The following is a 20,795-nucleotide window of genomic DNA, read 5'->3' as shown; positions in this document are numbered from 1 at the left end:
TGCTTTTTTATGTTCTGCGTTTTTTTACCACATGCTTCACATATTGAATGAAGAAATAAAGCACGGCGCCAGCTAAAAAGCAGACCACACACCCAAAGAGCGTCGCCTCTGAGCTGAATTGATACTCTTCAATTTTCATGATATAAAATGGCATGCCAAACAATGTTGGGCTTGATTCAACATGATTGACCTCTAGCAGCAGTAAAAAAACAGGGGTCATAAACACAGCAAATACATACAGCATCGCAAGTGTTATACCGCTGGAAAACGAATGAAATACTTTGATCATCTCTTTCTCTCCTTCATTTCTTTTAAACTGGCTGTGATATTTTTTCCGTCAGGGCAAGCTGGATGCAGCATCACCGTATTCAGTAAAGAAAAAAACAGCAGCTGATGACTGACCGGATACTTCCATATCATAAAAAGCACAAGCGAACAAAGCACCGGAAAGAGCGGGCCTGCAAGTGCCACCATCATATTGAAGCTCGGCCGGACAAATTTCTCATGGACGACCGCCACATGCTTCCAATCAATCGTTATCACAAAATCAAAGAGCGGCCTTTTTTCGATTTTGTTACACAACATGATCATCAGCATATGACCGAGTTCATGTATCACCACAACCGCTAGGAAACTACACACAAGCTCTATCATCGCAAGACAGGCCTCTTTAACATGACCGTATATATGCAGCTATAAAATGCAAGTGAACCTAGCAGATAAGCAGTGGCGAGAAGATACACATCTGATGAAAGCCACTTCAACAAAAGCATATCGATGAAGCTAAATACAGCAATCATCATCACGATGACAAACAGTTTATTAAACTCACTGATCTTTACGATAAACCCTGTACAGGCCGCCATGACAGTGATCAACAAAATGGACAAACTTGCGAGGCCATGACCTTCACTTTCAATGCCTATCACCATAGATGCAAGCCCAATAAACACAAAATATATCAACAAATTAATAGCGTAATAAAATAAAATTCTCGACAATAAATAAGCACCCTTTGATGTATTTAACATAAAAATGGCCCTTTGATTCATATGATATTCTCTGCCAATCATCAGCGGAAGCATGATCAATATTTCCTTTAACGCATACTGCACAATAAAGGCATACATCCAGCCGGTTTCTACCGGTGTAAAAACAAATGGCAGCCCCGCCGTCAAACAAGTGAGAAATAGAAACAAAATGCCCTGTTCTTTAAAAACAGCTGACCGGCTGAAATAGACCAATTCCTGCCGCAGGTGCGTCAGAAAGGAAGATTGCGATCTGATTTTCTTGTAAGAAAACGACTTTACCTCTGTTTTCAGCTGCAAAAACATCTGATGGACATAAGAAGCCGCTAACCCCTTCAGCCAGAGCCAGCCAGCGCTTAGAAGGATCACGAGAAATATGAGATAGACTGATGGCCATACTCGGATCATCTCCATTGCTTTTTTCAAAAGGAGAAACACCAATAGATTCAGCACCGCAAAGCCGAGCGTTTGCAGCAGCAAATGCTCTTTTGTTTTTGATACGAAATGGCTCACAGCAATCCGCATCACCATCCAAGAAGCAAGTGCAAGCAGCGCCAGTACACAGCAAGTCATGCATACAGCCGTTATCCAATACAAAGATGGCGTAACACCGCTGATCAAAAGGCCTAATACAATCGGTAAAAAAAGCAGTCCAACCATAAGGAAACAAAAGAGCACTGGAAAGAAATACACACAAAGGACAAATGGCACACTTTGTATCGCACTATTCAAAAAGTAAAATTGATATTCCTGACGCTTTAATTTATTGCGGGATAACACAATACCTGCACCTAGAAGTAAAAGCGTCATTTTCATCAATTGGAGGTATAAAGCAGCCGGCTCACTTTCTCCTGCCTGCATGAAAAAGCGAAGGCTGATGACGACATATATCGCATACATGAGCAAGAAAAAAACCACGGCTGCGAGAAGCTGTATAGGGTACTTTTTTGCGAGCTGCTTTCCTTTCGTTGTCAGCATTCCCCATTCTATTTTATGAAGAACGTGTCGTGTCCAGATCATTGAGCAACCTCTCCACCTGCATATAGTAATCTCGATTCACTTCTTTATAAATTTCTTCAAGTGCCTGATGAGGAAATGTCTGAGTCGTTTCTTGGCGGGACATATCCAGCTTGACGTCCCCATTTCTTAAGATCATGAGATGGTCATAAAGCGTATCACCAAAGCTCAAATGATGGGTTGAAATGAGAATGCCAGCGCCTTGATCTCTCAGCTTCATGAGCACCTTTTTTAAGATGATCATCATATCTGGATCAAGACCGTTCGTTGGCTCATCAAACACATAATAATCACATGGCCTGAGGAGCTGTGAAATGATCTGCGTTTTCTTTTGATTGCCATGAGACAGCTGAGCGATAGGCTGATCCATATACGAACCCAGCTCAAACAGATCGATGAACGTCTCTTCCCGTGTGACATCTTGCTCATTTGGCAGTTGAAGTAATTGAAAGTATTCCCTCGGTGATAAATAATCGAACAACGAATGCTCGTCAGGAATATAGGACACATGTTTTTTCAACAAGGAGATATGTTCTGAGGATTGAAGATTCAGCTGTTTACCATGTAAAGTGACGCATCCTTTAAATGGCGTCAGCCCAAACATGGATTGGATTATCGTCGTCTTTCCCGCACCATTATGCCCCAAAAGCAACAGCATCTGCCCTTTCTCGACATTCATTTGAATATTTCGGAGAGAGAAGGTGCGGCTATATGTTTTTTCTTTTAATCGTAATGTCAGCATCATATCCCTCCGTTTGTTTCAGATAGAACAGATGCCCTTGCATCTGTTCTCATCCCTGTTAAAAACCGCACTGGATTTTAACGTACATGCCTAATAATTTGAACTCTCCTAAAAATTTGGAGCCTCGTCCGAAGGTCTTGCATGCCCAAATCAATGCTCCAAGTGAAATAATGCCCAGTATAGCGGCAAGGACATAAATCCAAAATGCATTTTTCTGTACATTCTTAGAAGTTAGAATTCGTTGCTTCCTTTCATCATATGCCGCCAATAGGTGAAGAACATACATATATACACCTACTGGAAAACGAAGGCTAAAAGGATTCAGCATCTCATCACCCCCTAATATATGTAAAATGATACCACCCCCTTACAGAAAGCATAAGTTCATTTCAGATCATATTTTTAGTCGATTTTTCATGATTTAGTGCTTATAAATGGAGGGGATTTTGCCTTCTTCTCTAACTGAAGAAGGATTTTTTACAGAAATAGGATAAGTCAAATGAATCAGCCAGCGGATTTCGCTTAACACAAAAAAAACGCTGCGCCCCGCTCTCATGAAAGAGCGGAACGCAGCGCATAGCTGACATTATTTATTCAAGTTATAGAATGTTGCAATGCCGTGATATTGTGCTGTTTCAGCCAATTGATCTTCGATGCGAAGTAATTGGTTGTATTTCGCCACACGGTCCGTACGAGACGGAGCACCTGTTTTGATTTGTCCAGCGTTTGTTGCAACAGCGATGTCTGCAATCGTGCTGTCTTCAGTTTCACCAGAACGGTGAGAGATAACAGCTGTGTATCCTGCGCGTTTCGCCATTTCGATTGCATCAAATGTTTCAGTTAATGTACCGATTTGGTTTACTTTGATCAGGATTGAGTTACCAACGCCGTTTTTGATTCCTTCAGATAGCTTCTTCGTATTTGTAACGAACAAGTCGTCTCCTACTAGCTGAACCTTGCTGCCAAGGCGCTCAGTTAATAGTTTGTGACCTTCCCAGTCGTTTTCATCAAGGCCGTCTTCAATAGAGATGATTGGGTATTTCGATACCATATCTTCATACCAGTCAACCATTTCAGCAGATGTTTTCACAACACCTTCGCCTGATAAATGATATTTACCGTCTTCTTTGTTGTAGAACTCAGAAGATGCAGCATCCATAGCAAGCTTCACTTCTTCACCTGGTTTGAAGCCAGCTTTTTCGATCGCTTCAACGATTGTTTGAAGTGCTTCTTCGTTAGAACCAAGGTTTGGAGCGAATCCACCTTCATCACCTACAGCTGTGTTTAAGCCTTTTGCGCTTAATACAGATTTCAGGCTATGGAAGATTTGAGCGCCCATGCGAAGTGCTTCACGGAAGTTTGGAGCACCTACAGGCATAATCATGAATTCTTGAATGTCTACGTTGTTATCCGCATGCTCTCCGCCGTTGACGATGTTCATCATTGGTACTGGAAGCGTTTTGGAGTTGAATCCACCAAGGTATTGATAAAGTGGAATTTGTAAGAAATCAGCAGCCGCACGTGCTACAGCGATAGATACGCCAAGGATTGCGTTTGCGCCTAATTTCCCTTTGTTTTCTGTTCCGTCAAGTTCGATTAACATTTTGTCAATCGCTACTTGTTCTGTTACATCAAAGCCTAAAAGCTCTGGTGCAATGATTTCGTTTACGTTGTTTACAGCTGTCAGAACACCTTTTCCAAGGTAACGGTCTTTGTCTCCGTCACGTAGTTCTACTGCTTCATATTCACCAGTAGAAGCACCACTTGGAACAAGCGCACGGCCAAAGCCGCCAGATTCTGTGTAAACTTCTACTTCAACTGTTGGGTTACCGCGAGAGTCTAATACTTCGCGTGCATATACGTCAACAATGTATGGCATCGTTATTTCTCTCCTTTTGAATCAATTTTTTTATTTCTGAATTAATGATGTTCCTGTCATCTCTTTTGGTTTTTCAAGACCAAGTAAGTCTAAAAGCGTTGGAGATAGATCAGCTAAAATGCCGCCTTCTCTAAGCGTCGCACCTTTTTTCGTCACGATGACTGGTACAGGATTCGTTGTATGTGCAGTATGCGGCTTTCCTTCTTCGGTAATCAGCACGTCTGCGTTACCGTGGTCTGCCGTAATGATGGCATGTCCGCCTTTTGCCAGGATTGCGTCGACTACAGCTCCTAAGCACTCATCTACTGCTTCAATGGCTTTGATTGTTGGCTCGAGCATACCTGAATGACCAACCATATCCGGGTTAGCAAAGTTCAGAATGATCGCATCATGCTTGTCAGCATTGATGTCTGCAACAAGTGCATCCTTTACCTCATAAGCACTCATTTCCGGCTTGAGGTCATAGGTTGCTACATCTGGTGAATTGATTAAGATGCGGTCTTCACCAGGAAATTCTTCTTCACGTCCACCGCTCATAAAGAACGTGACATGAGGATATTTCTCTGTTTCAGCAATCCGCAGCTGTTTCAATCCGTTTTGAGAAAGCACTTCTCCTACTGTGTTATCCAAATTCACTGGTTTGAAGGCAACATAGCCATCAACCGTTTCACTGAAGTGTGTGAAGCAGACGAAGTGTAAATTCTTCGGATGAGCTTCTCCGCGGTCAAACGAGCGGAAATCTGCATTTGTGAAAGTGTTCGAGATTTGGATGGCACGGTCTGGACGGAAGTTATAGAAAATCACAGAGTCGCCGTCGTTTACTTTGGCAACCGGCTCACCATTTTCTCTCGTAATGACAGATGGAATAACGAATTCATCGTAGATTCCATTTTCATAGGAGTCATCAACGACATCATAGATGTTTTGATAACTTGGCCCTTCACCATATGCCATCGCGCGGTACGCTTTCTCCACACGATCCCAGCGTTTGTCACGGTCCATTGAGTAATAGCGTCCTGAAAGTGTTGCCACTTCACCGACACCGATTTCTTTGATTTGTTCTTCCAGCTGTTTTAAGTACACTTTGGCTGTCTTCTGACCAACATCACGTCCGTCCAAGAAACCATGAATGTATACCTTTGTTAAGCCTTCTTTTTTCGCCAGCTTCAGCAGGGCAAAAAGATGCTGGATGTGACTGTGCACACCGCCGTCTGACAAGAGTCCAAATAAATGAAGCGCCTTGTCATTCTCTTTTGCATACGTCATTGCATCTAGGAACGTTTCGTTTTTCTCAAATTCCCCTTCACGAATGGCAACATTCACCCTTGTTAAGCTTTGATACACAATGCGTCCTGCACCGATGTTCAAATGCCCAACTTCAGAGTTACCCATTTGACCTTCCGGTAGACCTACTGCCTCACCTGAAGCCGTTAAGGTTTGATGCGGAAATTCGTTCCAGTAGCGGTCAAAGTTCGGCTTTTTTGCTTGTGCGACAGCGTTACCGACTGTTTCGCCTCTTAAACCGAACCCGTCTAAGATGATTAATGCAGCTGGTTTCTTACTCATATTGACCTTCCTCCAATAATTGAACGAAAGACTGAGGTTCTAAGCTTGCGCCGCCTACCAAAGCACCGTCAATATCGGATTCTGCCATATATTCTTTAATATTTGCCGGCTTCACGCTTCCGCCATATTGAATGCGAAGGCTGTCTGCCGCTTCTTGACCAAATTCGCTTGCAACGGTTTGGCGGATGTGTGCGCAAACGTCGTTTGCATCTTTCGCTGTAGAAGATTTTCCTGTACCGATCGCCCAGATTGGCTCATATGCAATCACAGATTCAGCAACTTGCTGCTTCGTTAAACCAGCTAGTGCTTTCTTCACTTGATCAGCGACAAGTTCATTTGTTTTGCCAGCTTCACGCTCTTCAAGCGTTTCACCTACACAAATGATTGGAACGATGCCATGCTTGAATGCAGCATGTGCTTTTTTGTTCACTGTTTCATCTGTTTCAGCAAAGAATTCACGGCGCTCTGAATGCCCAATCACTGAATAGCCGATGCCTAAATCTTTTAGAGCAGCAGGGCTGATTTCACCAGTGAATGCACCATTTTCTTCAAAGTGCATGTTTTGTGCACCAATTTTAAGGTCTGTTCCATTTGATAGGCTGTTTAGCTTTTCAAGGAAAAGAGCTGGCGCACAGACAATGGATTCCACTTTGTCAGGAGATGGAATAGATGACTTGACTTCTTCAACGAAGCTGACTGCTTCGCCAAGTGTTTTGTTCATTTTCCAGTTCCCAGCTATAATTGGTTTTCTCATGATTGACACTTCCTTATAGCAGTTTTGGTCTTATTTATCGTTTAATGCAGTAACACCAGGAAGTTCTTTGCCTTCCATAAATTCAAGTGAAGCGCCGCCGCCTGTAGAAATATGGCTCATCTGATCGGCAAGACCAAATTTCTCAACAGCTGCTGCTGAATCTCCACCACCAATGACAGAATATGTATCTTTTGCTTCTGCCAGTGCTTCTGCGATAGCTTTTGTTCCTTTAGCGAATGCATCGATTTCAAATACACCCATTGGTCCGTTCCAGACAACAAGTTTGCTGTTTTTAATAACGTCAGCATACTTTTCTCTTGTCTCTGTTCCAATATCAAGTGCTTCTAGATCACTTGGAATTTCAGAGATTGGCACAATGCTTGTATTCGCATCATTTGAAAAGTCGTCGGCTACCAGAACATCTGTTGGAATCAGGAAGTTCACGCCTTTTTCTTTTGCACGGTCCATAAAGGATTTCGCTAAATCGACTTTGTCTTCTTCTAATAGAGATTTCCCTACCTCGTGGCCAAGTGCTTTCACAAATGTGTAAGCAAGTCCGCCGCCGATGATGAGGTTGTCCACTTTATCAAGAAGACTTTCAATTACACCGATTTTATCCTTTACCTTTGCGCCGCCGATAATCGCTGTAAATGGGCGATCAGGATTTGAAATGGCTTTCCCTAGAACCTCAAGCTCTTTTTGCATGAGGAAGCCTGAAACAGCCGGAAGATAAGCTGCAATACCAGCTGTCGATGCATGTGCACGGTGTGCAGCACCGAACGCATCATTGACATACACATCGGCTAAATCAGCAAATGCTTTTGATAATTCAGGATCGTTCTTTTCTTCACCAGGATAGAAACGAACGTTTTCAAGCACTAGCACATCTCCATCTTTTAAGTCAGAGATTTGCTTTTTCACGTTGTCGCCGTAAGCTTCATCTGCCTTTTTCACTTCTTTTCCAAGAAGCTCTTGCAGACGTTTTGCCACAGGTGTCAGACGCAGTTCTTCAGTAACTTGACCCTTCGGACGACCCAAATGACTAGCTAGCAGTACCTTTGCGCCTTGTCCTGTTAAATACTCAATTGTTGGTAATGCTGCGCGGATACGAGTATCATCCGTCACTTCTCCGTCCTTCATCGGAACGTTAAAATCTACGCGGCAGAACACAACTTTACCTTTTACGTCAATGTCTTTTACTGATTTCTTATTCATGCTCGTCAGGAGATCCTCCTTTATTCTGGTTTCCTTACGCATTGGACAAGACTCTCTTTATCCTTTTCCCATTTTGCCCTCATCAAAACGAGAAATCGTGCAGAACGGATAAAAACAGAGAAAAAGGGAAAGGGATGCTTCCCCTTCCCTTGTCCGTCTTCATTATATCGTGTCTCTAGGAAAGAACCAAGTGAGTTCCTTCAGTGTGAGAAATTAAAGACCTTGTTTTGCAATGTAAGCTGCAAGGTCAACAACGCGGTGAGAATATCCGCTCTCGTTATCGTACCAAGAGATTACTTTCACCATGCTGCCTTCCATTACCATTGTAGAAAGAGCATCGATTGTTGAAGAGTTTGGATTACCATTGTAGTCACCAGATACTAATGGCTCTTCGCTGTAGCCAAGGATTCCTTTAAGTTCTCCTTCAGCTGCTTCTTTAAGTGCTGCATTTACGTCTTCAGCTGTTACATCTTGGTTTAATTCAGCAACAAGGTCAACTAAAGAAACGTTAGGTGTTGGAACACGCATAGCGCCACCGTTTAATTTACCTTTAAGTTCAGGCAATACAAGTGAAACAGCTTTCGCAGCACCTGTAGAAGTTGGGATGATGTTTTCCGCAGCTGCACGAGCACGACGGTAGTCTTTGTGCGGAAGATCAAGAATTTGCTGGTCATTTGTGTATGAGTGAACAGTTGTCATCATACCGCGTTTGATACCAAATTTATCGTTAAGTACTTTTGCAAATGGAGCTAAGCAGTTTGTCGTACAAGATGCATTAGAGATGACATCGTGGCTAGCTGCATCGTATTTGTCTTCGTTTACACCCATAACGATTGTGATATCTTCTTCGTTAGCAGGAGCAGAGATGATGACTTTTTTAGCGCCAGCTTCTAAGTGTTTCGCAGCGTCTGCACGTTTTGTGAAGAATCCAGTAGATTCAACAACGATTTCTACGCCTTGTTTACCCCAGCTTAATTTCGCAGGGTCACGCTCAGCTGATACTTCGATTGTTTTACCGTTCACTACTAAGTTTGTACCGTCTACAGAAACCTCTGCATCTAGTTTTCCGTGAACAGAGTCATATTGTAAAAGGTGTGCAAGCATGTTAGCATCTGTTAGATCGTTAACCGCTACTACCTCAACTTCAGGATTATTTAATGCTGCACGAAATACGTTACGTCCAATACGTCCAAATCCGTTAATACCGACTTTTACTGCCATGATGTTTCCTCCTTTTATAGGTCACAATGTTTTATATTGAGGGATCAATTGACTCCCTTAATAACTCTTTTGCGGCTCCTTCGTCTGTGACGAGAACCGTTCGGCGCGGTTTTTTGAAATAAGCTTCAATCGCCCCCGCCTTTGATGATCCACCTGCAACAGCAATGATGTGTGGAATGCTTTCTAGATCATCTAGCTGCATGCCGACGGAGTGCACTTTGTGTACGACCTCACCATCACGATTAAAGTAATAGCCAAAGGCCTCTGTCACTGCGTCATGCTCATCAATCTTTTTTAAATCTTCAGCTGGTGTATTTCGTCTCATCGCCATTGTCTTTGCTTCACCAATACCATGAATAAGCATCGTGGACGATTTAATCGTTTGAAGCACTTCTTTGACGGACGGCTCTTCAATAATGGAAGAGTAAGCACCTTCTGACAGCTGCCCTGGAACAAACAGCAGTTTGTAAGTACCGGAAGCTTTTTCAGCCATGTGGGCACAAATGGTGTTTGCCTGATTTTTTACATTCTCCCCAAGACCGCCTCTCGCAGGGACAAACATCGTATCGCGGTTTTTGGCATCAGGGGTCATCATTTCGGCAACGGCTTCCATCGTCGTTCCGCCAGTGACGGCGACGATATTATTTCCAGTAAACCTTTTTTTCATGCATTGGACAGCAGCTCTTCCCATTTCTTGCTTCACCCACGGGGATTCGTCACTGTCTCCAGAAACGATCATGACTTCTTCCAGGCCTAACTTTCTCTTTAATGTATTTTCCAAAAAGGTTAAACCTAAAACGTCCTTCATCATTCCTTCAAGCATTTCGAGCAAAGCGTGACCCTCACTCGTCAGCATCATACCGCTCGTTTTCACATCCAGCAGATTTTGTTCTTTTAAAAACTGAACTTCAGCACGTAAGATGCGCTCACTGAGACCAAGACTTGTCGCAAGACTTCTGCGGCCAATCGGTTCAGCTAATCTGATGTACTGCAAAATGTCGTAGCGTTTTTGCATAACAATGAGAAGATCTGGCAATAATTTTTTTTGAGCTTCCAATAAACGATTCATGGCTAACGACCCTTCCTTTTCACGTTGGACTAAAAACGTCCCACTGTGACAAAAAACGTCCCGCCACAGCCAAAAAAAATCAATCCCTGCTTTCTTTAATTATTTTAACAGGATAATCTTGCATTTTCAACTCTTACAAACACATTTAGACAAAAAATAGACACATTTTCACCGATAGCCTGCTTGTCATCAAGGTTCTTGCGATGATATTTCTTTTCAAAATATTTATTTTCTTTTATATAGAATGTATTCACGATGGAAAATGTGCATGCTGGTGATATGAGCATGCACATTTTTTTCAGGACCTGCTTATGTTTTTGTGATGGTTCCAAACTGTTTGGCCTCTTCCTTCGGTTTGATTTTGAGATAATAAATAATGTAGCAGGCAGCCATGAACGGGATTCCGCAATAAAGGCCGATCCGCTGATCCTCGATAAAAAATAAGCTGATGAGGACGATGCCAAATGCGATAAAGCCTGCTAATGGAACAAATGGATAGAGCGGTGTTCGGAAGACGAGATCCTTTACATCTCCGCCCGCCTTTAGGAATTGTTTTCTAAAGAAATACTGAGACAAGCAAATAGACATCCATACCACAACAAGAACCATACCAGAAATAGAAATGAGCCACACATACACCGTTTTTGGTGCCACAACACTTGTCAGCAGAGATAGGGCAGATACACCCATTGTCATCAATAGTGCATTGATCGGAATTTTACGCTTGGACAGCTTTTTCGTAAATTCAGGTCCTTTCCCGTCTTTCGAAAGCGACCAAAGCATACGTGATGATGCATATAATCCTGAGTTTGCTACAGATAAGACGGCTGTGATGATGATAAAATTCATGATATCTGCCGCATATGGTATACCGACCTTGTCCAGAACGACGACAAACGGGCTGTCGACAGTGCCTGCTGTCTGCCACGGAAGAAGCGCGGCCAGAACCGCAATGGATAAAACGAAAAAGACCATCGTTCTCCAAATAATATTTCGTATAGAACGAGGCAATGTTTTTTCAGGGCTTTCACTCTCTCCTGCTGCAATCCCTACAAGTTCTGTTCCTTGGAAGGAGAAATTGACCGTGACCATGGTTAATAAAATAGCAAAAACGCCGTTAGGAAATAGTCCGCCATGATCCGTCAAATGACGAAATAGAGGGGCTGGTTCTCCATCTTTCAGATGAATCATTCCGAAAATTGCGCCAATTCCAATGATAATAAATAATAGGATGGCAGCGACCTTAATGGCTGAAAACCAAAACTCGGTTTCAGCAAAGCTGCGAGCTGAGATGGCATTCACGGAAAATAAAATCACGCTAAATGCAAGACACCAAAGCCAAACAGGGATATCTGGGAACCACCTTTGGAGCAAAATTCCTGCTGAAGTAAACTCCAGTCCTATTGTACATGCCCAGCTAAACCAATAAAGCCAGCCGATCATAAAGCCTGTGGACGGACCTATATATTTGGTTGCATACTCCTGAAAGGAACCCGCTGTAGGCATCGCCACCGCTAATTCTCCAAGACAGAGCATCACCAAATACATTAACAATCCGCCAATGATAAAGGATAGAATGGCTCCCCCGGGTCCAGCCTGATGGATAATGAGTCCTGACCCAAGGAAAAGACCAGTACCAATGACGCCGCCTAAGGCAATCATAAAGAGATGCCTGCTTTTCATGGAACGTTCTAGTTCATTATGCTGTTCTTGGTTCAAATCCGCTTCCCCACTTTCACTCTTCTATTCATCATCCTTTGACAAAATTCGCTGTTCGTTGAAAGAGAAAGGGAGAAAGTGAAGGTTTCTCCCCCTTTGACATTTATGCTTGAAATAATGCTTCAATATGGCCAATCGCCCAGTCTAAATCTTCTTTAGATATCGTGAGAGGCGGTGCAAAGCGGATGACGGTCTCATGGGTTTCCTTACATAACAGCCCTGCTTGTTTCAGCTTCTCACAATAAGGTCTCGCTGCCTCTGTCAGCTCCATGCCGATAAATAATCCGCGGCCGCGCACTTCCTTGATGACAGGACTTTGAATGCGCGTGAGTTTGTCTTTTAAGTATTCGCCAAGCTCCATAGAACGCGCTGCAAGGTTTTCGTCGATTAAGACATCCAGTGCAGCCAGCGACACCGCACACGCAAGAGGATTTCCGCCGAAGGTAGAGCCGTGAGATCCAGGGTTAAACACACCTAATATATCGCGGTTTGCGACCACACACGAGATTGGGAATACACCGCCGCCTAAAGCTTTCCCAAGAATCAGCATATCTGGCTCAATGTCTTCCCAGTCGCATGCAAACATCTTGCCTGTTCGCGCTAATCCGACCTGAATTTCATCCGCAATGAACAGCACATGTTCCTTTTCACAAAGCGCTTTCGCTTCCTTCAAGAAGCCTTCTGGCGGCATGACAATTCCCGCTTCTCCTTGAATAGGTTCGATCAGAAAAGCCGCTGTTTGTGGTGTAATGGCTTCACGTAACGCTTCAATATCTCCGTAAGGAATCAGTTTAATGCCTGGAAGCATTGGACCGAAACCTCTTTGATATTCTGTCTCAGAAGAAAGGGAAACAGCCGTCATCGTTCTGCCATGGAAGTTACCGACGCACGCAATGATTTCTGCGCGATTGTCTTCGATTCCCTTGACGTCATAGCCCCAGCGTCTTGCTGCTTTTACAGCTGTTTCTACAGCCTCAGCGCCAGTATTCATCGGGAGTGCCATCTCTTTATTCGTCAGTTGACAAATTTTCTCATACCAAGGGCCAAGCTGATCATTGTGAAAAGCTCTTGAAGTCAGTGTCACACGGTCTGCCTGTTTTTTGAGCGCCTCAATAATGCGGGGATGGCGATGGCCTTGGTTCACCGCGGAATACGCACTCAGCATATCCATATATCGATTGCCTTCAGGGTCTGTCACCCAAACTCCTTCAGCCTCTGAAATCACAATTGGCAGCGGATGATAGTTTGCCGCACCGTATTGTTCGGTTTGTTGAATCAATTCATTTGTCTGTGTCATCGTCTATTCCTCCTTCTATAAGCTACCCTCTTTTATCTACACACATATGATATGCAAGGATCGTGCCAACTTTCTGCCCGCATTGTGGCGGTGATTGATCTGGTTCTTTATGCAAAATATCTTTGCACCTGCCAAATTTTTTAGAGGAAACCGCAAAATTTTTCATGTAAAATAGAGGTAACGTCTGGAGGTGCTTCAATGAAAGAAAATCAGTATACTGCAAAGCTGGAAAATGAGATTGATCTGTATAAACAAATGCTTGATTTAATAGATGTCGGGGTTCATGCAATTGACGAGAATGGCAATACTGTTGTTTATAATAAAAAAATGATGGAGATTGAGTCTTTGAAACGCTCTGATGTTCTCCATAAAAATGTATTAGATCTCTTCGTCTTCCAAGACGAAATGCACAGTACGCTTGTCCAAGCGCTGCGTACCGGGAAACAAACCGTTCATGCAAAGCAGACGTATCATAATTACAATGGAAAAGAAATCACAACGATTAATCATACATACCCGCTCGTTCGAGACGGCCTCATCCAAGGAGCGGTTGAAATTTCGAATGATGTGACCAAGCTGGAACGGCTGATTCATCACAATATGAAGAAAAAAGGAAGCACGCGCTTTACCTTTGATTCCATTATTGGACAAAGCCCTGCGTTTTTAGAGGTGATTGAGCATGCAAAACGAGCGACACGCACCTCTTCCTATGTGCTCATTGTTGGAGAAACAGGGACAGGAAAAGAACTATTTGCGCAAAGTATTCATAACGGCAGCAGCCGGTCATCTGGACCATTTATTACCCAGAATTGCGCGGCACTGCCTGATAATCTTATTGAAAGTCTGCTTTTTGGTACACAAAAAGGGGCTTTTACAGGCGCAACTGATCTGCCCGGCTTATTTGAACAGGCGCAGGGAGGTACACTGCTGCTTGATGAGATCAACTCATTAAATCCTGGTCTTCAAGCAAAACTGCTGCGTGTATTACAGGAGAAACGTGTGAGAAGGCTTGGCAGCACAAAAGAAATCGCTGTTGATGTAAGAGTCATTGCCAATATGAATGAGGATCCTGTAGATGCAATCGCAGGCGGACGCATGCGCAAGGATTTATTTTACCGGCTGGGTATTGTCACCTTATTTATTCCGCCGCTTTCTGAGCGAAAAGAAGACATTCCTACATTTGTCAGTCATTTTATTCAAAAATATAATGAGCTGTTTCAAATGAAGGTGAAGGCGGCTGACGAAGAGGTACTAGCCCTTTTTCAAGCGTATGATTGGCCGGGTAATGTACGAGAACTGGAGCATGTGATTGAAGCGGGGATGAATATGATGATGGATGAGGATTACTTATGCATGCATCACCTTCCATATCATTTTAGATTTAAACATAGGGAAGGCCGTCCTGCAGCGCAATTACAGACGAACCCTTTGCAGCATACCGCAGCTGACACGTTTATTTATACAAGCCCAGAACATACGACTGATTTTCAAACCCAAATGGAACGATTCGAAAAACAATACATCGTCCATTACTTAGAAAAAATGGACGATAATATTTCACAGACTGCAAAGTTATTGGGCATGAGCAGGCAAAGTCTGCAATATCGCATGAAAAAACTGCATATTTCTCGTTAATAATAGAGCTGTGCCCTCATTCGGCACAGCTTACTGTGGTTCTGACTGTCCTGCCGGTTCTTGACTCACATCACTCAGCAGTTTTTCTACATTTTTTAAATGCGTGAGCATCGCTCTTTCTGCTTCTTCTGGCTGTCTTGCCATGACGGCTTTGTAAATGTGTTCATGTTCTTTGTAAAGCTGCCGAATGGAGGCTTTCCTTGAAAATAAGACGACTTTTCTCGTTTCCCGCATTGTTTCTACCAGCAAGGTGGAGACCTGATTCATTAACGCCTTTAATAAATCATTCTTTGAGGCTTTGGCTAAGGCGAGATGGAAGGAGAAGTCTGCTTCTTCACCAGTTTCTTTATGTGCTTCTGCGAGTTTCATTTGTTCGAGTGCCTCACGCAGCTGATGAAGGTCATCGTCCGTTCGCAAGAGCGCTGCCTTTTTGACAGCACCCGTCTCAATTATAGTTCTTAATTCAAGGAGCTGTGTGACATCATGCTGCTTCATCAAAAATGCAGGAGACAGACTAAATGTGAGCTGCTCAGGATCGAACTGCTTCACATATGTGCCTTCCCCTTGCTTCATCTCTATTAATCCGATCGCTTTGAGAGCAGACAGTGCCTCTCTTACAGCGGAACGGCTGACTTGAAAGCTTTCTGAAAGCGCTTGAACCGAATCTAATTTTTCCCCTGGAAGAAGCTCACCTGTACGAATGGATTCAATTAATGCATCCGCAATTTCTTCATATATTTTTTTCGTTTTAATTTGTTTATATTTCAATTGGTCTCACCTCATCACTGTTGTCTATCCCTATCGGCTCATGCCCTATCTTATACTTTACCCCAAAATTTCCGATCACACGTCTCCCCTCTTTAATTTTCAAGAAATCTTCGAGCTGCCTTGCTTTCAACAAAAAAGAAGCACGTGCCATGTTCTGGCAAGTACTTCTTTTTAATCGTATCGCTTCCGAAGCGTAGAGGACGGAAGATTCATTTGTTCGCGATATTTTGCAATGGTTCTGCGCGACGCGCGGATACCAAAGGTTTGCTGAAGCAGTGTCATGATTTGCTGATCTGAATACGGTTTTTTCTTATTTTCCTTTTGGATGAGCTCTGCAATGTGCGTTTTGACTGTGTAGCTGGACGCCTCTTCTAGCGAATGCCCTTCTAATTTGGCTTGGAAAAATTGTTTCATTTCCATAAGACCATAAGGGGTTTGCACCATTTTCCCTTTTACAGTCCGGCTGACTGTTGACTCATGGACTTGCAGTATATCTGCAATCCGCTTCATCGTAAGCGGTTTCATTTTATGTTTCCCTGTTAGAAAAAAATCGGTCTGATGTGAGATAATCTCACGAACGACATGAGTCATCGTTTGCTTTCTTTGCTTCAGCGCTTGGACAAGCCAATTGTACTGCTGCTCTTTTTCCTTTAAATACGCATATGCTTCATGCCGCTTTTGGTCTTGAATCATGGCGAAGTAGCCTTCATTCATTTCTACGTCTGGAAAAGCGCGCTGATTCAGCTCAAATGTGATGTGATCCTGCACCACAGTAATTGTCACATCAGGCTCTATATACACATGCTCTTCATCATATGAGAAATGAAGGCCTGGTCTTGGTTCAAGCTGAGACACTTCATCTTGTACCGCCTGGAGTGTTTTCATTGAAACACCTGTTTTGGCCGCAATTTCCTTCCAAGCCTTCCTCGCAAAAAGAAAGAAATGCTCTTCGATGATCAGCTCGGCTTCATACCAACGCTTCTTTTTCCTTCTCAGCTGAAGGAGGATGCATTCCTGCAATGATCTTGCGCCAATCCCGGCAGGCTCCAGCGATTGCAGCTGATGAAGGACAGCTTCTACTTCTTCAGCTGGCACCTCTAAGACAGCTGCCATTGCGTCAATCGGTTCATTTAGATAGCCATTGGAATCAATGGACTCAATCATAAAGTGAAAGATTCTTTGATTCTTTTCACTTAAATTCAAATCAATCGCCTGTCTTTTTAAAAACATTTGCAGGCTTTCTTTTTGATACGTTCGATACGGCTCTGTCATTCGATCTTGTGATTTTTTATGATAAACTGGTTGATAGCTGTCCGTGTCTTTCCGCTCAATCAGAGGGTTCTCAAGCGCTAATTGGTCAAGATACTCGCCGAGCTCTGCGCAATTCAGCTGCAGCAGCGTAATGGCCTGCCTAAGTTCTTGTGTGAGCACCTGCTTTAATACCTGTTCTTGTTGCAGTTTAAGGCTCATTGTCTCCCCTCCCTCTCATCATTTTACATGAAGATTGACGGACCGTATATACGAAATAGGAGTGATTTCTATGTCTGAACTTTTTTCCGTTCCATACTTTGTCGACAACTTGAAGCAGCACATCGCCATGAACCAAAATGAAGACAAGGTTCATGCCATGAATGCCTATTACCGCTCAGTAGTGTCAACGCTTGTTCAAGACCAGCTGACCAAAAATGCGGTTGTATTGAAGCGAATTCAGCATCTTGATGAAGCCTATCAAAAGGTGAAAAAAGAAAGCGAATGAACGAAAAAGAACACCCTTTGTCAAGAGGGCAAAGGGTGTTGATCATTTGCGAACAGCTTCTGATCCAGCCTCGATTTGTACATCATCAAAAAGCCAGACCGTCCTACAGTATAGATGATAAAGGCAAACCATAGGCCATGATTGTGCCAAATAGGCGTGACCGCGGTTTGAACGACGATAAACAAAATCATCGCAAACAGCATCGAATTTCTAACAGGGGCAATTTCTGTCGCACCTGTAAATACGCCGTAAATGACCAAACCGAAGCAAGCCGCAAACGGATAAAGAACAAGCCAGTCTGCATAGCGTAATGTCACATCTAGCAGCTGAGGGAGATTTGTAAACAAGCTCAATATCGGCTCTTTTAATAGAAAATAAACCGCCGCAATGACACATGCCATGACAAGTGCCCACTGCCTCGAAAGGGTTAAGGTTCTTTCATAGAGGGTGCGGTCATTTGCACCAACTGACCTGCCAACAAGGATGCTGGACGCATTGGCAAAACCATCGAACAAATAAGCCATGATGTAGTGAATTTGAAATAAGATGGCATTGGCTGCCAGCAGCTCTGTACCAAAAGAAGCACCTTTTGCCGTAAACATGTTGATGACCACTAGCAGACAGATCGTCCTGATAAACAAATCTTTATTCACATGAAACATTTTCTTCACTGCCTGAGTATCCATGATTTTCTTGATGGAAGGCATCTGGAATCCGTTTGACGAATGCTTCAGAATAATCCATGCCCCCAACACAAAAGCGGTTAGTTCAGATATCAATGTCGCCGCCGCAACTCCTTTGACCGCAAACGAAAACACATGAACAAGCAGAAATGCGAGCGCCATATTCATAACATTGATCAAGATTTGCAATGAAAGAGCTTCTTTCATTTTAGCCATCCCCATCAGCCAGCCCAATATAACATAATTCATTAAAGTAAATGGCGCTCCCCAAATGCGAATATGAAAATAGTCTGCGGCAAATTGACGGACATCAGCATCGGGAGAGATCACTAGAAAAGCAGATTGAATGATCGGCCATTGCATGGCAATAAAACAAAGTCCGACGATGATGGCGACGAAAAAAGGTCTTAGAAAAGCAAGAACGCCCTGTTCCTCATTCTGCGCACCGTTTGCCTGGGCGGCAAAAGCAGATGTACTTACCCGCAAAAAACCAAACAGCCAATATAATGTACTGAAAATGAGACTGCCGACCGCAACGCCTCCAATATAAGCGGGATTTGCGAGCTGACCGACAACCGCTGTATCAACAGCTCCCAGTAATGGAGTGGTCATCGTAGAAATTGTTAAAGGAATGGCCAAAGCTAAATACGCTCGATGGTTCACGATGCCACCTGCCTTTCATGAAAAATAGCCTCTTTTCTAAAAGAGGCGCAGATTGCCTGCAAAGAGGCTTTCGCTCTTTGCTTTTTACCGAATGCGACGCTTTGGTTGCACGCTGAGGCATTGATAAAATGAAGTTTTACCGAACCGGTCTGCCAATCGTTCGTGACAAAGGATGGTCTGCGAGCATTGCATCTCTCATTTTCCGCACCGCTTCCTCTTCTGATGAAAAGAAGTCAGCCTTTGATTGAAATTGAGCAGCAAGCTCTCCTTGATCAAGAATCGCCAATTGATCACATAAGTGATAGGCTGCTGTTATATCATGTGTAATAAATAAGTAAGCCACACCGAGCTCCTTCTTTAATTCTACTAATAAATCTAAAATGACAGCCTGCGTCACCATGTCTAAGCTGCTGACAGATTCATCAAGCACAATGAGCTTTGGCTGGAGCAATAAAGCTCTAGCGATGTTGATCCTTTGCAGCTGGCCGCCGCTGAATTGGTGTGGATATTTACACAAATCCTTTTCACCGAGCCCGACTCTTTCCAGCCAGTGAATCAATACATTTTTACGTTCCTTCCGGCTCATGGATTCGTAGTTTTCAAGCGGCTCAGATAAAATTTGTTCGACTGTCCACCTTGGATTTACCGCCGAATAGGAATCCTGAAACACCGCTTGCACATGCCGGCGAAAATGCTTACGTGTTTGCTGATCTGCACGATAGACATCCTGACCTTCGAAAAGAACCTGTCCAGCTCTTGGCTTCTCTAGACCAAGTATGATGCGGCCAAGTGTACTTTTCCCTGCGCCGCTTTGCCCTAGCAGCCCAAGGCAGGTGCCTTCTTCAATAGTTAAATCGACGCTTTTCAGGACAGGGGCTGCTCCTTTTTTTCTCATTAGAAACGACCGGTTCGTGTATGCATGACTGACTGCTTTCACTTCTAATAAATGCAAGGGCCTTCTCACCTCAAATCGGGCAAACAGCTGGAATCGATGGACGAGCTGCTAATAGTTTTTTTGTATAATCATGTTTTGGTTGTTCAAAAATCTCAAGAACTCCTGCCTTTTCAACAATTTCTCCTTGTTTCATGACGACAACTTGATCTGCCATTTCAGCAATGACACCAAGATCGTGGGTAATGAGTAAAATGGCCGTTCCATAGTCATGACGAATTTGGTTCAAATGCTGAAGCACCCGTTTCTGATTGTGTACATCTAATGCAGTTGTCGGCTCATCTGCAATGATGAGGGGCGGGTGCATACAGGCAGCCATGGCGATCATGACACGCTGCAGCATCCCTCCGCTTAATTCAAAAGGATACTTATTGAACAGCTGGTCTGGCTGCGGCAGATTCATTTGCGCTAACGCATCTATTGCCTGTGATCGTGCCTGACTTTTACTGACAGCCGTATGCCGGCGGATCGTTTCAACCAGCTGATGGCCGATTGTCCATACCGGCGTAAAGCTGTTCATTGGATTTTGCATAATATACGAGATGTCTTTGCCCCGAATGGAACGCATATCCTTTTCACTTATACCGATCAATTCTCGTCCCTGTAATGTGATACTGCCAGTGACTTCCGTTGTTTTTCGATCAAGCATATGCAAGATCGACATACTTGTCACTGTTTTTCCGCAGCCGCTCTCACCAATTAATCCAAGGATTTGACCGTGCCCTACTTCAAACGAGACTTCTTGAATAAGAGGGGTTGTCCCTTGAGGAGTTATCGTCTGCACATGCAGGTTCTCTACTTGTAAAATGGACTCTTGCACATTGATCATTC

20 protein-coding genes are annotated in these 20,795 nt (G+C 43.5%); 2 read left to right on the top strand and 18 right to left on the bottom strand.

The annotated features are described in order from the left end of the window. Window positions 1-7: 7 nt before the first annotated feature. The 13 genes from JJ692_RS05470 to JJ692_RS05410 form a co-directional block, all read right to left on the bottom strand. Window positions 8-289, bottom strand: coding sequence for a hypothetical protein (locus JJ692_RS05470; protein WP_024426069.1), 282 nt, complete (start codon window positions 287-289; stop codon window positions 8-10). Continuing rightward, on the bottom strand, window positions 286-654 hold the full coding sequence (locus tag JJ692_RS05465; protein WP_044333909.1) for a zinc metalloprotease: 369 nt from the start codon (window positions 652-654) through the stop codon (window positions 286-288). The genes JJ692_RS05470 and JJ692_RS05465 overlap by 4 nt, the downstream gene beginning before the upstream one ends. Continuing rightward, entirely contained in the window at window positions 651-2,048 is a 1,398-nt protein-coding gene (locus JJ692_RS05460; protein ID WP_206534310.1) for a hypothetical protein, read from the bottom strand. Before JJ692_RS05460 ends, JJ692_RS05465 begins: the two co-directional genes overlap by 4 nt. Then, complete coding sequence (locus JJ692_RS05455) at window positions 2,020-2,787, bottom strand: ATP-binding cassette domain-containing protein (protein WP_025094039.1); 768 nt, start codon at window positions 2,785-2,787, stop codon at window positions 2,020-2,022. Before JJ692_RS05455 ends, JJ692_RS05460 begins: the two co-directional genes overlap by 29 nt. Window positions 2,788-2,845: 58 nt before the next feature. After that, complete coding sequence (locus JJ692_RS05450; protein ID WP_024423498.1) at window positions 2,846-3,115, bottom strand: hypothetical protein; 270 nt, start codon at window positions 3,113-3,115, stop codon at window positions 2,846-2,848. Window positions 3,116-3,373: 258 nt separating this feature from the next. Continuing rightward, on the bottom strand, window positions 3,374-4,666 hold the full coding sequence (eno, locus tag JJ692_RS05445) for a phosphopyruvate hydratase (RefSeq protein ID WP_003212752.1): 1,293 nt from the start codon (window positions 4,664-4,666) through the stop codon (window positions 3,374-3,376). A gap of 30 nt (window positions 4,667-4,696) precedes the next feature. Next, on the bottom strand, window positions 4,697-6,232 hold the full coding sequence (gpmI, locus tag JJ692_RS05440) for a 2,3-bisphosphoglycerate-independent phosphoglycerate mutase (protein ID WP_024423499.1): 1,536 nt from the start codon (window positions 6,230-6,232) through the stop codon (window positions 4,697-4,699). After that, window positions 6,225-6,986 carry a triose-phosphate isomerase gene (gene tpiA / locus JJ692_RS05435; RefSeq protein ID WP_017359213.1) on the bottom strand — a complete coding sequence of 254 codons (762 nt, stop codon included), beginning with the start codon at window positions 6,984-6,986 and terminating at the stop codon, window positions 6,225-6,227. Before tpiA ends, gpmI begins: the two co-directional genes overlap by 8 nt. A 30-nt stretch (window positions 6,987-7,016) precedes the next feature. Next, window positions 7,017-8,201, bottom strand: a complete 1,185-nt coding sequence (locus JJ692_RS05430) for a phosphoglycerate kinase (protein WP_024423500.1) — start codon at window positions 8,199-8,201, stop codon at window positions 7,017-7,019. Window positions 8,202-8,414: 213 nt separating this feature from the next. Continuing rightward, window positions 8,415-9,422, bottom strand: coding sequence for a type I glyceraldehyde-3-phosphate dehydrogenase (gene gap, locus JJ692_RS05425; protein WP_024423501.1), 1,008 nt, complete (start codon window positions 9,420-9,422; stop codon window positions 8,415-8,417). Window positions 9,423-9,453: 31 nt separating this feature from the next. Further along, window positions 9,454-10,491, bottom strand: coding sequence for a sugar-binding transcriptional regulator (locus JJ692_RS05420; protein WP_024423502.1), 1,038 nt, complete (start codon window positions 10,489-10,491; stop codon window positions 9,454-9,456). 309 nt (window positions 10,492-10,800) lie between these two features. Beyond that, the gene (locus JJ692_RS05415) at window positions 10,801-12,174 is read right to left on the bottom strand and encodes an amino acid permease (protein WP_241258051.1); all 1,374 of its coding nucleotides are present in this window, start codon (window positions 12,172-12,174) and stop codon (window positions 10,801-10,803) included. Between the two features lie 139 nt (window positions 12,175-12,313). Further along, window positions 12,314-13,507, bottom strand: coding sequence for an ornithine--oxo-acid transaminase (locus tag JJ692_RS05410; protein ID WP_122631931.1), 1,194 nt, complete (start codon window positions 13,505-13,507; stop codon window positions 12,314-12,316). Window positions 13,508-13,705: 198 nt separating this feature from the next. Between JJ692_RS05410 and JJ692_RS05405 the strand changes: the two genes are divergently transcribed. Continuing rightward, entirely contained in the window at window positions 13,706-15,142 is a 1,437-nt protein-coding gene (locus JJ692_RS05405; protein ID WP_206534309.1) for a sigma-54 interaction domain-containing protein, read from the top strand. A gap of 30 nt (window positions 15,143-15,172) precedes the next feature. Here the strand turns inward: JJ692_RS05405 and JJ692_RS05400 are convergent, their stop codons facing one another. Both JJ692_RS05400 and rpoN read right to left on the bottom strand, forming a co-directional pair. Continuing rightward, window positions 15,173-15,910 (bottom strand): FadR/GntR family transcriptional regulator, encoded by a 738-nt coding sequence (locus JJ692_RS05400; protein ID WP_034621467.1) that lies wholly within the window; start codon window positions 15,908-15,910, stop codon window positions 15,173-15,175. A 171-nt stretch (window positions 15,911-16,081) separates the two neighbouring features. Continuing rightward, a complete protein-coding gene (gene rpoN, locus JJ692_RS05395) occupies window positions 16,082-17,380 on the bottom strand; it encodes an RNA polymerase factor sigma-54 (RefSeq protein ID WP_206534308.1) in 1,299 nt (432 codons plus the stop codon). A 70-nt stretch (window positions 17,381-17,450) separates the two neighbouring features. On the opposite strand from rpoN, the gene yvfG reads away from it, so the two are divergent. After that, a complete protein-coding gene (gene yvfG, locus JJ692_RS05390) occupies window positions 17,451-17,666 on the top strand; it encodes a protein YvfG (protein ID WP_024423509.1) in 216 nt (71 codons plus the stop codon). A gap of 20 nt (window positions 17,667-17,686) precedes the next feature. Here the strand turns inward: yvfG and JJ692_RS05385 are convergent, their stop codons facing one another. From JJ692_RS05385 to JJ692_RS05375, 3 genes are all read right to left on the bottom strand, one after another. After that, a complete protein-coding gene (locus JJ692_RS05385) occupies window positions 17,687-19,012 on the bottom strand; it encodes an MATE family efflux transporter (RefSeq protein WP_206534307.1) in 1,326 nt (441 codons plus the stop codon). Window positions 19,013-19,148: 136 nt separating this feature from the next. Then, on the bottom strand, window positions 19,149-19,964 hold the full coding sequence (nikE, locus tag JJ692_RS05380) for a nickel import ATP-binding protein NikE (RefSeq protein WP_034621460.1): 816 nt from the start codon (window positions 19,962-19,964) through the stop codon (window positions 19,149-19,151). A 13-nt stretch (window positions 19,965-19,977) separates the two neighbouring features. After that, complete coding sequence (locus tag JJ692_RS05375) at window positions 19,978-20,793, bottom strand: ABC transporter ATP-binding protein (protein ID WP_187470515.1); 816 nt, start codon at window positions 20,791-20,793, stop codon at window positions 19,978-19,980. Window positions 20,794-20,795 lie beyond the last annotated feature (2 nt).

It is taken from the genome of Bacillus sp. 3a, assembly GCF_017161885.1.
GTDB lineage: Bacteria > Bacillota > Bacilli > Bacillales > Bacillaceae > Bacillus > Bacillus safensis.
The sequence above is the reverse complement of the archived record's forward strand: the minus strand, read 5'-3'. Positions and strand labels throughout refer to the sequence as shown.

What these genes read in the sequence shown, in the direction of transcription:
- gap (WP_024423501.1), bottom strand. Translation starts at nt 9,422, where the DNA reads ATGGCAGTAAAAGTCGGTATTAACGGATTTGGACGTATTGGACGTAAC.
- gpmI (WP_024423499.1), bottom strand. Translation starts at nt 6,232, where the DNA reads ATGAGTAAGAAACCAGCTGCATTAATCATCTTAGACGGGTTCGGTTTA.
- JJ692_RS05420 (WP_024423502.1), bottom strand. Translation starts at nt 10,491, where the DNA reads ATGAATCGTTTATTGGAAGCTCAAAAAAAATTATTGCCAGATCTTCTC.
- rpoN (WP_206534308.1), bottom strand. Translation starts at nt 17,380, where the DNA reads ATGAGCCTTAAACTGCAACAAGAACAGGTATTAAAGCAGGTGCTCACA.
- yvfG (WP_024423509.1), top strand. Translation starts at nt 17,451, where the DNA reads ATGTCTGAACTTTTTTCCGTTCCATACTTTGTCGACAACTTGAAGCAG.
- JJ692_RS05375 (WP_187470515.1), bottom strand. Translation starts at nt 20,793, where the DNA reads ATGATCAATGTGCAAGAGTCCATTTTACAAGTAGAGAACCTGCATGTG.
- JJ692_RS05460 (WP_206534310.1), bottom strand. Translation starts at nt 2,048, where the DNA reads ATGATCTGGACACGACACGTTCTTCATAAAATAGAATGGGGAATGCTG.
- JJ692_RS05410 (WP_122631931.1), bottom strand. Translation starts at nt 13,507, where the DNA reads ATGACACAGACAAATGAATTGATTCAACAAACCGAACAATACGGTGCG.
- JJ692_RS05470 (WP_024426069.1), bottom strand. Translation starts at nt 289, where the DNA reads ATGATCAAAGTATTTCATTCGTTTTCCAGCGGTATAACACTTGCGATG.
- JJ692_RS05455 (WP_025094039.1), bottom strand. Translation starts at nt 2,787, where the DNA reads ATGCTGACATTACGATTAAAAGAAAAAACATATAGCCGCACCTTCTCT.
- JJ692_RS05430 (WP_024423500.1), bottom strand. Translation starts at nt 8,201, where the DNA reads ATGAATAAGAAATCAGTAAAAGACATTGACGTAAAAGGTAAAGTTGTG.
- JJ692_RS05465 (WP_044333909.1), bottom strand. Translation starts at nt 654, where the DNA reads ATGATAGAGCTTGTGTGTAGTTTCCTAGCGGTTGTGGTGATACATGAA.
- JJ692_RS05405 (WP_206534309.1), top strand. Translation starts at nt 13,706, where the DNA reads ATGAAAGAAAATCAGTATACTGCAAAGCTGGAAAATGAGATTGATCTG.
- tpiA (WP_017359213.1), bottom strand. Translation starts at nt 6,986, where the DNA reads ATGAGAAAACCAATTATAGCTGGGAACTGGAAAATGAACAAAACACTT.
- JJ692_RS05450 (WP_024423498.1), bottom strand. Translation starts at nt 3,115, where the DNA reads ATGCTGAATCCTTTTAGCCTTCGTTTTCCAGTAGGTGTATATATGTAT.
- eno (WP_003212752.1), bottom strand. Translation starts at nt 4,666, where the DNA reads ATGCCATACATTGTTGACGTATATGCACGCGAAGTATTAGACTCTCGC.
- JJ692_RS05415 (WP_241258051.1), bottom strand. Translation starts at nt 12,174, where the DNA reads ATGAAAAGCAGGCATCTCTTTATGATTGCCTTAGGCGGCGTCATTGGT.